Below are 13,894 nucleotides of genomic sequence, written 5' to 3'. Positions count from 1 at the left end.
AAAACCATAGTATTTTCAAAGACAAAAAACGGCCTCCAATGGAAGCCGTTTTTATCACACCAATTAATTCGTTACAGAGACTACAAATTAATTATTTTTCTTAAACACTTTTACATTGGTGTAACCATCCGCCTGCAACTGCTGCGCATGCAACTGGCTCATCACACCACGATCACAATATAAAAGGTATTCCGTGGTCAAACTCATCTCTTTAAAGGCTGAATGCAACCGATAGAACGGAATTTTTTCTACAGTCATACCATCTGTGGTTTGATCATCAAGAATGAGCGGTGACTTTTCTTCTTCATCCGGGTGACGAATATCAATCACCACCGTTTCACCAGAAATCTCGGTAACCTCTTCAACCTTTACGTCTTGTTGAAAATCTTCAACCACGTTTTTAATGTGCTGGATAACGAGACTCTCAAGTGCCTGCTCTAATACGGCAAAGTCAAACTTCTCTTCAACCTCAAGCACACGCTTCATTGATGCTTTGGTGGTCGGCTTATCAGAAATTACGCCGCAGTATTCCGGCATATTCGCTGCGAATTCGTAAGTGCCGATCTCGGTCGCAATATCAACAATCTCTTGCTTGTGCGTCGTAACCAAAGGTCTTAAAACCAACGTATCGGTTACACGATCGATCACCGACAGGTTCTTCAGAGTTTGACTGGACACCTGCGCCACACTCTCACCGGTGACAATGGTATCCAACTCCATCTTCTCAGCGACCGCACTTGCAGCTCTATACATCATGCGTTTCAACACTACGCCCATGTAAGAGTTATCAACTTTTTCCAGAATCTCAGCAACAACGCCCTCAAACGGGACACTGACAAACTTTACACCGTGGGAACTGCCAAATTTCTCCCAAATATAGTGCGAGACTTCTTTCACACCCAATTCATGCGCTTTACCGCCAAGATTGAAGAAACAGAAGTGTGTTTTGATGCCTCGACGCATCGTTAAATAACTGGCAACGGTAGAATCGAACCCACCTGACATTAAAGAAAGTACCGACTCTTGAGAGCCCAACGGAAAGCCACCTAAGCCTGGATGTTTTTGATGCACGAGATACAACCACTGATCTCGAATCTCCATATTGATCTGTATTTCAGGGTTCTTCAGATCAATGCCTCTGGCATTACAGTGTTGACGCAAACCACCACCTAAATAACGCTCTGCATCAATGGATTTAAAATCATGCTTACCTGCACGCTTAACCCGCACGCACAAGGTTTTCCCTTCAATCTCATGACCATAAAGCGCTTTAGCTTTTTCCAAAGTATCGTCAAAGCTTTCATAAGGATATTTTTGAACGCTTAGGAAATAAGCAATACCCGGGATATGGCCCAATGCTTCCGTCACCTGATCCACAATCACGGAATCTTCCGAAGCCGTTTCTACTTCCACCGAATCCCACTGACCAGTCACAGTTAGCTTAGGGTCAATGCGTTTCAGAACGTTTCTTAGATTCGCTTTCAGTTGCTTAATGAGTTGCTTTCGAACAGGGCGACTTTTAATGGTTATTTCAGGAAATAGCTTAATGATGTACTTCATGAGTGAGCAAAATACCGGGCAGAAGGAAAAATGAGCGGCGATTATACCTGACCCTTTATAGCGGTACAAAATATGTGCTTCAGTATAGACAACCACTCATCCAGTTCAATTTTCACACACCCTATTTACCGCACCAAACAGACGCATAAGCACCATTTTAGTGCAACATAAAAAGCGCTTGCACTAATAAAAAGCATAGCTATAGTAGCTTCATCGGGCGAATGCAGTAATCTTGCGGTTTAGCTCAATCAAAGTTAATGGCACACCATTTGCTTTATTAAAAACACAAGATACGGGTACACCCGAAATCTAAAGGATTAATGCTGGTTCGATTCTTATAATAAGCGTCTCTTATTAGGAACGATCCGGTTAAATTTATGTGTAGCGGAGAGACAAATGTCTAGCAATACAATTGAGCTAATTAAAGAGCATAATGCGAAGTGGGTTGACCTTCGTTTTACTGACACGCGCGGTAAAGAGCAGCACGTAACTATTCCTGCGACCGAAGTTGGCGAAGAGTTCTTCGAAAACGGTCAAATGTTCGATGGTTCTTCTATTTCTGGTTGGAAAGGCATTAACGAATCAGACATGATTCTTATGCCAGACGACGAAACGCCTGTACTTGATCCTTTTACTGAAGAAGTAACTGTTAACTTGCGTTGCGACATCATCGAGCCTGCTACTATGCAAGGTTACGAGCGTGACCCACGTTCTGTAGCTAAGCGCGCTGAAGCTTACCTACAATCTACTGGTCTAGGCGATACTGCATTCTTCGGTCCTGAGCCAGAATTCTTCATCTTTGACAGCGTTAAGTGGAAAGCTGACATCTCTGGTGCTAGCTACTCAATTGAATCAGAAGAAGCTGACTGGTCTACTCACGCAGACTTCGAAGGCGGTAACACTGGTCACCGTCCACGTGTTAAAGGCGGTTACTTCCCAGTTCCACCAATCGATTCTTGCTACGAAATCCGTACTGCAATGTGTGCTGCTCTTGAAGCAATGGGCCAAGACGTTGAAGTACACCACCACGAAGTTGCGACTGCAGGTCAGAACGAAATCGGTGTTCGTTTCAACACACTAGTTAAGAAAGCGGACGAAGTTCAGGTTCTTAAGTACTGCGTACACAACGTTGCTCACATGTATGGTAAAACTGCTACCTTCATGCCTAAGCCACTAGTTGGTGACAACGGTTCTGGTATGCACGTTCACCAATCTTTCTGGAAAGACGGTGAAAACCAATTCGCTGGTGACGCATACGCTGGCCTAAGTGAAACTGCTCTTTACTACATCGGCGGTATCATCAAGCACGCTCGCGCGATCAACGCATTCGCTAACGCTTCTACTAACTCGTACAAGCGTCTTGTTCCAGGTTTCGAAGCACCAGTTATGCTAGCTTACTCAGCGCGTAACCGTTCTGCTTCTATCCGTATTCCTTACGTTGCATCTCCAAAAGGTAAGCGTATCGAAGCTCGCTTCCCGGATCCAACCGCTAACCCATACTTGGCATTCGCAGCTATGCTTATGGCTGGCCTTGACGGTGTTAAGAACAAGATCCACCCTGGCGATCCAGCAGATAAAGATTTGTATGATCTTCCAGCGGAAGAAGCAGCAGCTATCCCAACTGTTGCAGAAACGTTCGACGTTGCTCTTGCAGCACTTAACGAAGACCGTGACTTCCTGAAAGAAGGCGGCGTATTCACTGACGATATGATCGATGCATACATCGAGCTTAAGCAGGAAGAAGTTGAGCGTTTGAACATGACAACTCACCCAGTTGAGTTCGACATGTACTACTCTGTTTAATCCTTTCGTAAGAACGGAATAAACTAAAAAAGCCTCCCTCATGGGAGGCTTTTTATTTACTATACTAAAATCAATTTTTATACGATCATAACCCCCTATGATTCTTGAATAGGCAGTTGATTTACCATGAAAAAAACCGTCCTACTGAGCTCAGTCCTAGCCCTGGCATTCGCATGCACCAACTCAGTGCAAGCCAAGGTTTACAAATGGGTTACAGAAGATGGTACTGTGGTTTATTCTGATCAACCGCATCCTGATGCCGAGATTCTAAATATTGAACCGCTTCATCCTTACAAAGCACCAAGCTATAACCTTCCAGAAACAACAGAGGAAGAAGAGGATAAAGCCCAGGTCAATGCCACTGCCCGATACAGCAGCGTTACCGTAGATTTCCCTGAACATGAAGCCAACATTCATGGCACCGCTGGAAGCTTCACCGTAGCAGTAAGTTCTAACCCTTCGCTGAAAAAAGGCGATAAATACCAACTACTGATTGATCAACGCGCTATCGGAGAGCCTACCTCTCTCACCCAATTCAATGTTCAAAATATAGATCGCGGCGAACATTCAGTTGCTGTTCAAATTCTGGATAAGCAAGGCAGCAATATAATGACCAGCCCCGCCATCACTGTCTTTATCCACCGCCCAATGGTTAAACGCAAAACACCAAAATAAGCGTTCTTATCATCACAGAAACTAAAAGCACCAATTTAGTGCATCAATACCAATATCGCCCTAAAATAAACTTAGGAAATCCCATTTTTCGGGATTAAAACTCAGATAAATCGCACCAAGCGTGTTGTTTTACTGTCTATGTAGCATACCTAGAAGCTGGCTTGCTTCTTGCTTTTGCTTAGTATTGGTCATTGTTGTGCACTATTATGGATAATCAAACCTCATATAAACGAATTCTTGATAACCTAAACACCTCTGTCATCGAGTTAGCGAATGATCTAACGATCCGCTATATGAATCCGGCTGCAGAGATGTTGCTACAGGTTAGTGCTAATCGCATGAAAAATGTGCACATCAGCAGCTTGTTCCTTGAGGATGAAGAAAATCTCGCGCTCCTCGAACAATCCGCTAAGAGCTGCCACCCCTTCACTAGACGTGAAACCACACTGCATCTTCCAACTCGTACTCCGATCACACTCGATTACATTGTTACCCCAATCACCGAGGTAAACAGTCAGACCTTCCTGATCATGGAGTTGCAACCCCGCGATCGTTTAATTCGAATTTCTCGGGAAGAAGAGCTGATGGCCAAACAAGCCACCACTCAAGTGTTGGTAAGAGGGCTCGCCCATGAAGTCAAAAACCCTCTTGGCGGAATTCGCGGTGCAGCACAGCTATTAGAGCGAGAATTGAATGATCCACAGCTGGCGGAATTCACCAATGTCATTATTGAAGAGACGGATCGCCTTCGCCGTCTTGTGGATAAAATGTTGGGGCCTCGTAAATTACCGGAACGAATAGAAACCAACGTTCATGAAATCATCGAACGCGTCTGCACGCTGATTGAAGTGGAGACAAAGGGCTCGATTAAACTGATTCGTGATTACGACCCGAGCATTCCTGAATTTGCGGCTGACCCATCTCAGTTAATTCAGGCCATTCTTAATATCAGTCGTAATGCCATGCAGGCGCTACAAGAGAACAATGTAGAGTCGCCTTCTATAAGCTTTAGAACCCGAGCGTTACGACAGTTTACTATTGGTGCGCAACGCCACCGCCTAGTCTGCCAGCTGGACATCATCGACAACGGCCCAGGTATTCCAGAAGACATTCTCGAGAACATTTTCTACCCAATGATCAGTGGCCGAGCCGAAGGCACTGGTTTGGGGCTCTCCATTTCTCAGTCCATCATCACTCAACACGAAGGCCTGATCGAATGTAAGAGTGAGCCAGGGAAAACGGATTTCACAATTTATCTACCTTTGGAGTTATCATCATGAACAAAACGAATAACGTCTGGATCGTCGACGACGACCGTTCAATTCGTTGGGTATTGGAAAAAGCGCTATCTCAAGCCAATGTTCCCACCAGCAGTTTTGAATCCGGTGACGAGATTTTAAAGAAACTCCAATACAGCCAACCCGAAGTGATCATCAGTGACATTCGTATGCCGGGCGTGGATGGCTTAGATCTACTGGATCAAATCCAGACAGAACACCCTGAAATTCCTGTGATCATCATGACCGCCCACTCTGATCTCGACAGTGCCGTAAAATCATATCAGCGTGGTGCCTTTGAATACCTACCAAAGCCGTTCGACATTGATGATGCCGTTACCTTGGTTAAACGTGCATTAACTCACGCTCAAGAGCAGAAAGAAGAAGAGCTGAAATCCGTCGAAGAAGCCAGCACCGAAATCATCGGTGAAGCGCCTGCGATGCAGGAAGTGTTTCGTGCCATTGGTCGTTTATCTCAATCGAATATCACAGTACTGATTAACGGTGAATCAGGAACCGGTAAAGAATTGGTTGCTCATGCCCTGCATAAGCACAGCCCTCGTCGTGCGAAAGAATTTATCCCGTTAAATATGGCGGCGATTCCAAAAGACTTGATTGAATCCGAGTTATTCGGCCATGAAAAAGGCGCCTTCACCGGAGCCGCAGGTCAACGTCGAGGCCGCTTCGAGCAAGCCGATGGAGGCACACTGTTCTTAGACGAAATCGGTGACATGCCAGCTGAAACCCAAACACGGCTATTACGAGTTCTGGCCGATGGCGAGTTCTACCGTGTAGGCGGACACACGCCGGTGAAAGTGGACGTACGCATCATTGCTGCAACCCACCAAAACCTGGAGCGTTTGGTAGAAGAAGGGAAGTTCCGTGAGGATTTATTCCACCGTTTAAACGTCATTCGCATCCATATTCCGAAGTTGGCAGATCGTCGCGAAGACATTCCGAAGCTGGCTGAATTCTTCCTACAAAAAGCAGCAACCGAATTGAACGTTGAAGCCAAGCTGCTTACCGAAGAAGCCGTTGAGTACATGGCCGGTTTACCGTGGAATGGTAACGTTCGTCAGCTAGAAAACACCTGTCGCTGGCTAACGGTTATGGCGTCAGGCCGTGAAGTTCATATCGGTGATCTTCCTCCTGAGCTGTTAGATGAGCAAGAAGTTCAAACCTCCACCAGCAACTGGGAAGCCGCACTTAGAAACTGGGCGGATCAGGAACTGTCAAAAGGTAAGAAAGGCGTCCTCGATGATGCGGTTCCTACGTTTGAACGCATCATGATTGAAACCGCGTTAAAGCACACGGCAGGCCGTAAACGTGATGCCTCTATTCTGCTTGGCTGGGGTCGCAATACTCTGACTCGTAAAATTAAAGAGTTGGAGTTAGAGACCAAAGATCATCCTGATGACGACGATGAACACTAAGTAATAAGTAGAACCTAAAAAGCCGATCCATCATGGATCGGCTTTTTCTCTCTAATAGTCAGGGCTACTCTGATCTAGTTCATCTACCCTCTTCGTCTAGCCTACTACATCCAACACTCGCCTCTTAAATTTCGCACCTGACGCTTCGGCTATTCGCTGGCACTCAACAACATCCACATCCTCCAAACCATCAATGGCAGACACTTCCACTTTCTGAATGTATTTCGGAGCCAACTCTATAAAGTCTCGAACCGCTTGATAAGCACCCGGCTTCTTAGGATGACAATGACGGTTATAGACAGCTTCGTTCTGGGCGTTCAAAGAAATCGACAGCGCATCCACCACTGAGGCTAAGTCCGGCAGGATATTTCGCTGATGAACCAGATTGCCCAACCCATCGGTATTTACTCTAACTGGAACACCTTGAGCTTTCACATACGCTGCGATCTCAAGCAAAGGCAACAAGCGCAGCGTTGATTCACCGAAACCGCAGAAGACGACCTCTTCAACCTTCGACAAATCGCCTAACTCAATAATAATGTCGGAAGTACTCGGCTGCTTTTTGATGTGAAGATCAAACTCATGAACCTGAGTCGAACCGTTATGCTTGGGGCAGAACTGGCATTCTAAAGTGCAAGCATTGGTCAGATTAATATAACGCTTGTTACCAATGTCATAGACAAGTGTTAAAGCCATCGACAACCTCCTAACAATATGAGGTCAGATTAGACCACAACGCCTTGGAAGGTTTTGATACACATCACTGGAACTGAGTTAAAAACAAAAGTAGATCACCAGTCTACTGTAAAAGGTACTAACGGTAACTTTCTCTTAAATAAAACACCGGCTCGCGACCGGAAAAAATGCCGAAGGTGCCGGTTCCCACCGGGTTTTCATTCGGAATGTTAGTAGGGGTTTGGATTAAGAAATCGTACTTTAGCCAATCCTCCACATCCAAAGTGACATTAACACTGCCTTCATTGCCTTGCCCCGGGCCTTGATTCGGCTGGGTAGGTTTATTTAACCGAATAATACCCTGCCCCTGATCGAAAACTCCCAAACTGGCACTGACATCGCCCGGAGAGCCAGGATTGAGTTTGCCTGTGTATTGATCCAAGGACAGATCAGTATCAGACCACACATCATCAGAGCACGAATCATCCGTATTAACGACAAAAGCATAGCGATTATTAGCGGCAGACACTTCCGACCAATATTCAGTCCTTAGTACCAGCTCCAAAGGCACCAACTCAGACCCTGAATTATTGCCGATCCAGGCACGACCGTAGCGAATTTCAGTCCCGGTCAGATTCGCAATAGTGTAATCTTCACATAAGCTCGGATTGTTCAAACAGGCTCCATCCAAATCAGTTAACTGCCCCTTGTCCAAAATCCAGTCCAGATTAGCCTCGAACGGCATATCCCCCGCATCACCAAACAATAATGCATCACTGGAACCAACCTGATTATCTTCTCTTTGATAAGAAAATAAGAAGCCACTGAAGGTAATGACTGCATCACCATCATAATCGTCAGCTTCTGTAATCAGAGCAGAAGAAATGCTTGGATCAAAGGCTAATGTCGGATTCCTGTTCGTCACATTATTCGCGACGGTGACATTTGTTGCGCTCTGCGGATCAAGTGCAGCTAATTTGAAGTAGTCCTCAGCAGTCCCTTCCCCACCATAATTCTCAGTTATATCACCACCCACTTCGTGAGCAGTTAAACTAAGTACGATGTCACTTTCTAATTGGAAGTCCTGGCTTTGATAAGTGAAATCACATGCCCAGCCTGTGGCATCATCCAATACCGGAGGAGTCGGCGAGTGAGAGACTGTAAAATGATTTGGAATAAAACGACCAACATTTAGAAGGGATACAGGTAGGTTAATACCACTGCCCAAATAACTTCCGGAGGTCAGCGCTCCCGAAAGACTAAAGATACCGACCTCATCATAATTAGTAGTATTAGTACTGACACCAGCACTAAAACCACTGAACACCAAGTTGCCAGCGACCTCACCTAACAACTCTCCTTGTACACCTGCAACAGGTAAAAAATTTGAAATCGAGGTGGTTACTGTTTCTGCTGTATTTTCCTGGCCAAAACTATTGGTGCATGCATTATCGTACAAATCGCTGCCACTATCAGGAACACCATCGCCTAGACCACTGTTCTCGGCATTATCATCCACACTTTCCCAAAGCACCGATCTCACCGTTAAATGAAACGATTCACCTGCTTTTTTATATGCAGAGTCAGATGGTCCTGCTGCATAAGAAACACCTGTCAGAGCAGTATTCCTGCTACCTGATGTAGAGCAAGTGGGTGTAACACTCGCATCATGAAGGTCCATCGTCAAACCAAATGGCCTCACAATGGCATCTGAACTCGTGCCAGTTACTTCAACGACACTCCCATCTAATGATGAGACATAACCAGATTCATCAGACACACTTATCGAGAACTTACCAACATCGGTAGTCCCTAAACTCACACTTGCCACACCGCTGGTGAAATTGACGCCTGTAAAATTCACCGTCCCAGGTTTACTGGACGGCAACAATACTGTTGATGATGCCGACACAGACGGTGCAGGTGGTAGAGGACTGGAAAAAGCGCCTCTATCTGTATACCAAGCATACAAGTCTTTTGAACCCTCATAGTCAGTCACCACACCGCATTGATCCATAGGGTCAGCCGTATCACGGTCTCGGCGAACATAGCTGATCGTTGCTTGATGTGCTCGGCCAGCAACCGCGACTGTTGGTAAATTATCCGAGGGGTCGGCATCAATAGGGTCTGTCCACTGAATCAGAAATGCGTTATCAGAAAAGCTAATATCATCCGAATCGGCGGTTCGATTGTTTACACTGTCAGACACCCTGAGTTTAATTTGATCCGCGTATATATAACTTAACTCAACAACCGCCTGCCCCTGGTCATTGATGTGAAACTGATAGTTTGCAGCACCATCATCGGCCGTGGGATCAGTGAGCGTGCCTTTACCACTTCCGACAAACCAGCTTCCGCGACTAATTGCTGCCCCACTATTATCAATCACTTGTAAAGAAACCGTTTCAGCATAATCAAGTAGTCTACTTGTGCTGTTACAAGGTGAAGAACTATCTGCACAGGCGGTGATAGTCACTGCCAGATTTGAACACGTATTTCCCTCTTCAACCGCGCTGATTTCCAAGTGATCCAAAGCAGAAACACAAGGGTGGGTATAATCCATAATATCCTGGATACCCGCTTCAGAAATGGCGCGGGAATATATTCTTACCTCATCAATCAGACCGTCCCAATATCTTTGTGGTTGGGTCGAGCCAGATTGATCATCCGCGCCAATTTGCAAAGTATCCGAGTTTAACGTTAATGCTCCCAAGTCTTCGGTTTTAGCGACATCCAAGGTGCCATTAACGTAGATGGCTTGGTACGGTTGAGATTGCGAATAAACGATGGCCACATGTGTCCATTGATTCAGAGGAATGAGGTCATTACCCGTTAGCTCACGGTTGCCACCGCCCCACCACCAATTGATTCGGCCGCTGGAATTTAAATGAAACTCAAAGTTTTCATCTTTTGAGACGATAGACTTTAATTCCGAACCATAGGAATTAGGATGAATCCACGCCGTCACCGTCAACTCGTCGGAGATATCCAAACTGTCATCATCAGGAATACTGAGGTACGCCGGAGAACCATCCAGATTGGCCCCATAACAAACACGAGCAGGCGTACTGCTAGCACCACCAATAGCCTGACCATGCAAACCACTGGTATTGGCGCTGTTTTGCACTTCATTGGCAGAGCCATTCCAAACGGTTTCATCGAGCTTGTAATAAGCTCGATTCGAGAAGTCCGCAACAAATGAGTCCGAAAACGCAATAAACGACACAACTTCTGTTGTGTGGGAACGGTCATTGTCGCTATCTGTATCCTCATCAATCTTTAGCTGAACGTCGCTGTTGGAAACCGAGCATCGTCTTGTCCAGCCGCCATCGGCACCATCCCGCGTTTGCTTATTACCAACAACCAACGGCGGCCCCGAGTAGCTCTGCTGAAAGCCAATACTCGTGCAGTCATGAGTAACTGAGTCTGAGGAACGAAGCACTTCGCCAGAAATGACATTACCACTTAAATCTTTGAAATCTGGAATAATGCCATTCTCAATCGCCAAATAAGCCACTTGTTCTTCAGAGGAAACACTTCCCCCTTGAACTTCGGCTCGATCCATACTGATTTGAGCACCGGTAGAAGTCACATTGTTTGCAAAGCCGGTTAACCATGGCGTATTAGAGGTGGATGAGCCATTCACTTTCGACTGAACCTGTACCAGCACACTCGGCGCCGATGAAAAATCAGTACGGCTAAACGGTAGATTTAAATAAGAACTGCCTGACACTGACTTACTCTGAAAGTTAGTCATCGAGAGAATATTCACTTCCAACTTCGGCCCATTATTCGGAAACTCAAACTGCCCCACTGGAAACACCACATAATGCACTTCCATATCAGGAAGTGTCGCATTATTTGCTCCCGGCGGTTCCAGAGCAATCACCTCAAAACTGTCCTGGGTCACATTACGAATACGGAATGCCTGAGGGTCTGGGTTTGCATTATCCGTTAGCACAAAAACGGCCGGGGTCGATTCGTACGATTGATTGAATTCAACCGTTTGCCAATTGCCGACCGAGTTGACCGTGACACGCCCCGCTTCCACCACCAAATCATTGGCAGGCGTCGGCGGCACATACTCCGAGTCATAGGAAAAGTCAGATGAAAACACCAACAGGCTGGCCGCTTCCGCAATGTGGCTACGTTCAGAATCCTGACGTTGGTCTTCATCCACCAACAAGCCAACCGAAGTATTCGAAAGACTACAACGACGAAACCAGCCGCCGTCCGCTTCATTTCGAGTCACCTTACTGGCGATGACTAAAGGAGGGGCCGAGTACGTCCCCGAAAAGTTGTGAGTCGTACAACCATTACTGTAACCCACGAATTTTGATGAAGTATTTTGTGTTTCATAAAGAATGCTGGTGTTTGATGTTGATATAAATGAACCCTGAACATCTGATGGTAGATAGAGATACCCTAATGACTCATTCGATATGGCATCAACTCTAAAGTTAGGGCCGGACGTAGAGTCATAATCCTCACTGCGATCAATGGTCACATTAAACTCATCATCCGCTTGACTCGTCACTACCGCGCCCATCCAGGGTTGTAGTTCCCCACTGGGTGCATGAGCCGGCGAATTGTTCATTGTTTGCAACTGAACAAAGGTGGCTGCACCAGTCACACCGGGGGTGGTCAAGGTGGTACTGTCATTTCTATCCAATCCACCGCCTGGGCCGGTATTGTTAAAGCTCTGGCCATTATAGGAAAACATACCAGCAGTAATCTGATGCCCACTAGGTAAGGTATTGGTTCCGGGTTCAATGGCAAAATAATGTACCGTCATACCAACGTGAGGGCCATCCTCAGATTCAGGCTCAACAGCAGCTACCTCAAAGCCAGTCGTAGTTACGTTTCGGATACGCGTCATTGCGCTATCACCGCCATCGGTGGTTGCCATAACAAACACTACTGGAACAGAAGTAAACGGCTGATTAAATGTAACGGAAGTATAAGCCCCGGTGTCGAAGGTACTATCAAGTGTGACTGTCCGAGCTTCCATCTTCCAAGCGTGAGCCCCGCCTGAAAACAAAAGCGCGCAACAAAACCAACACAGTGAAATCAAATAACGTGACAACAAAGAACAGCTCCTCTCTGTCTTACGATTAATTTTCAATCATCATAGATACGGTCAGTTCCCGCGAAGCAAAATCCGGGCTCACACCCAACTGCCCCTGACCACCGTAAGTAGCAAGTACTCGAATTTCGTAGATGAAGACATTATCGGTACTGGAACCCTCTTTATACGGGCTTTGAGTACAAGATTCTAAAGAAATTGTGAATCCCTGAATACCAGAACCAATGCTTCCGGTAGCAGGGCACGCATTATTATTAATGACCTGATATGCCGCCCATTCAACGCCACTATATGTGGCATAATAGGCTCTTGAACTTTGAAGTCCCATTGACGAGGTCGCCGTTTGATTGCTGTTAATCCGTTCTAACGCCGCAATGATTAATGCCACGATCACAATCAGAAACGCAACAGCAGGCAGGGCAAAACCACGATTGATGGAACGAACGCCAGACACTTCAATCATGGCGCATTATCCACATGTATTTGATGAACCAAACGTACTCGTTCACCATCGTCAGCGACAGTCAAAGTAATGGTTAACAAACCAGAGCGCTGTGCATTGCCTGGTTCATAAGTGAAATCACATTCTGTGACATTTTCAACCAATTGGGACTTCACACTCGCACCTGATAATGGGGGATTACTTAGATCATTCGCTTGAGCAGCTTCAAAATCATAATCTTGATACCGCCAAATCGTTTCCTGGGAAACATCACAAATGTAAGACATAGCTTGATCCACCAGATAGAAACGCTTCTGGGGTGACTGAAAAGCAAACTGATGCCCCGTATTCAACGTCATTACATTGCTGTCCGTACCGGTATAAGACAGAGCATTACCAGCGCCTGAAATTACATGACTGCCCAGTACCGGAACAGCCGAAGAAGCTGGATTGTCAGCCGGATCAGCATACACATTGGCACCATTGACCGGGTTATCAAATGCATCCACTTGCCCAATATTATAGATCACCAAGCGGTCATCGGCGCCAATCACCGGCAAACGTCCTAACACTTGAAAATCAGTGTCCTGAGTTGAGAAGTCCAAGACTTTATCGTCATCATTGACCGCCCCATCACCCGCTAATAACCGATAACGTCCAGCGTCTTTAATAGGGATAAACTCAAGATACTGATCTGCACCAACACCTCCGGTCACACGCAAACTGTTAGGTAACGCATGACGAACATCTCGAGAAATCTGACGTACCGCTGTTTCAGCTTGATCCACCAACACCGCTCTACGACTCAAATCGACAAACGCCGTCATTTGATTCCCGATCATGGTGGCAGCCAAAACGGCTACGATCCCGGCAATGGTGATTACAATCACCAATTCAATTAAGGTAAAGCCATTAGCGGGTTTAAATCTCATCATACTTATCG

General features: G+C 46.0%; 9 protein-coding genes. 4 read left to right on the top strand and 5 right to left on the bottom strand.

Features of this window, described 5'->3' with window-relative positions:
• Positions 1-87: 87 nt before the first annotated feature.
• Positions 88-1,560 (bottom strand): tRNA uracil 4-sulfurtransferase ThiI, encoded by a 1,473-nt coding sequence (gene thiI / locus ACFOEK_RS15095; protein ID WP_386722289.1) that lies wholly within the window; start codon positions 1,558-1,560, stop codon positions 88-90.
• A 396-nt stretch (positions 1,561-1,956) separates the two neighbouring features.
• Here thiI and glnA point away from each other — a divergent pair, with 396 nt between their 5' ends.
• The 4 genes from glnA (at position 1,957) to glnG (ending at position 6,748) form a co-directional block, all read left to right on the top strand.
• Positions 1,957-3,363 carry a glutamate--ammonia ligase gene (gene glnA, locus ACFOEK_RS15090; protein ID WP_386722288.1) on the top strand — a complete coding sequence of 469 codons (1,407 nt, stop codon included), beginning with the start codon at positions 1,957-1,959 and terminating at the stop codon, positions 3,361-3,363.
• Positions 3,364-3,489: 126 nt separating this feature from the next.
• Complete coding sequence (locus ACFOEK_RS15085; RefSeq protein ID WP_386722287.1) at positions 3,490-4,038, top strand: DUF4124 domain-containing protein; 549 nt, start codon at positions 3,490-3,492, stop codon at positions 4,036-4,038.
• A 206-nt stretch (positions 4,039-4,244) separates the two neighbouring features.
• Positions 4,245-5,318, top strand: a complete 1,074-nt coding sequence (gene glnL, locus ACFOEK_RS15080; protein WP_386722286.1) for a nitrogen regulation protein NR(II) — start codon at positions 4,245-4,247, stop codon at positions 5,316-5,318.
• Positions 5,315-6,748 carry a nitrogen regulation protein NR(I) gene (glnG, locus tag ACFOEK_RS15075; RefSeq protein ID WP_386722285.1) on the top strand — a complete coding sequence of 478 codons (1,434 nt, stop codon included), beginning with the start codon at positions 5,315-5,317 and terminating at the stop codon, positions 6,746-6,748. The genes glnL and glnG overlap by 4 nt, the downstream gene beginning before the upstream one ends.
• A gap of 96 nt (positions 6,749-6,844) precedes the next feature.
• Here glnG and ACFOEK_RS15070 read toward each other — a convergent pair whose 3' ends face one another.
• From ACFOEK_RS15070 to ACFOEK_RS15055, 4 genes are all read right to left on the bottom strand, one after another.
• Positions 6,845-7,444 (bottom strand): TatD family nuclease-associated radical SAM protein, encoded by a 600-nt coding sequence (locus ACFOEK_RS15070; protein WP_386722284.1) that lies wholly within the window; start codon positions 7,442-7,444, stop codon positions 6,845-6,847.
• Positions 7,445-7,562: 118 nt separating this feature from the next.
• Positions 7,563-12,434: a DUF6701 domain-containing protein gene (locus tag ACFOEK_RS15065; protein ID WP_386722283.1), complete on the bottom strand. Its 4,872-nt coding sequence runs from the start codon at positions 12,432-12,434 to the stop codon at positions 7,563-7,565.
• Positions 12,435-12,537: 103 nt separating this feature from the next.
• A complete protein-coding gene (locus ACFOEK_RS15060) occupies positions 12,538-12,972 on the bottom strand; it encodes a hypothetical protein (RefSeq protein ID WP_386722282.1) in 435 nt (144 codons plus the stop codon).
• Positions 12,969-13,886: a type II secretion system protein J gene (locus ACFOEK_RS15055; RefSeq protein ID WP_386722281.1), complete on the bottom strand. Its 918-nt coding sequence runs from the start codon at positions 13,884-13,886 to the stop codon at positions 12,969-12,971. Before ACFOEK_RS15055 ends, ACFOEK_RS15060 begins: the two co-directional genes overlap by 4 nt.
• Between the last annotated feature and the right edge of the window lie 8 nt (positions 13,887-13,894).

This window comes from Litoribrevibacter euphylliae (assembly GCF_042646085.1).
GTDB classification, from domain to species: Bacteria; Pseudomonadota; Gammaproteobacteria; order Pseudomonadales; family Litoribrevibacteraceae; genus Litoribrevibacter; species Litoribrevibacter euphylliae.
This window is presented reverse-complemented; position numbering and strand designations above follow the sequence as displayed.

Coding starts and splice junctions, on each gene's coding strand:
- thiI (WP_386722289.1), bottom strand. CDS start 1,560: ATGAAGTACATCATTAAGCTATTTCCTGAAATAACCATTAAAAGTCGC.
- glnA (WP_386722288.1), top strand. CDS start 1,957: ATGTCTAGCAATACAATTGAGCTAATTAAAGAGCATAATGCGAAGTGG.
- ACFOEK_RS15085 (WP_386722287.1), top strand. CDS start 3,490: ATGAAAAAAACCGTCCTACTGAGCTCAGTCCTAGCCCTGGCATTCGCA.
- glnL (WP_386722286.1), top strand. CDS start 4,245: ATGGATAATCAAACCTCATATAAACGAATTCTTGATAACCTAAACACC.
- glnG (WP_386722285.1), top strand. CDS start 5,315: ATGAACAAAACGAATAACGTCTGGATCGTCGACGACGACCGTTCAATT.
- ACFOEK_RS15070 (WP_386722284.1), bottom strand. CDS start 7,444: ATGGCTTTAACACTTGTCTATGACATTGGTAACAAGCGTTATATTAAT.
- ACFOEK_RS15065 (WP_386722283.1), bottom strand. CDS start 12,434: ATGGAAGCTCGGACAGTCACACTTGATAGTACCTTCGACACCGGGGCT.
- ACFOEK_RS15060 (WP_386722282.1), bottom strand. CDS start 12,972: ATGATTGAAGTGTCTGGCGTTCGTTCCATCAATCGTGGTTTTGCCCTG.
- ACFOEK_RS15055 (WP_386722281.1), bottom strand. CDS start 13,886: ATGATGAGATTTAAACCCGCTAATGGCTTTACCTTAATTGAATTGGTG.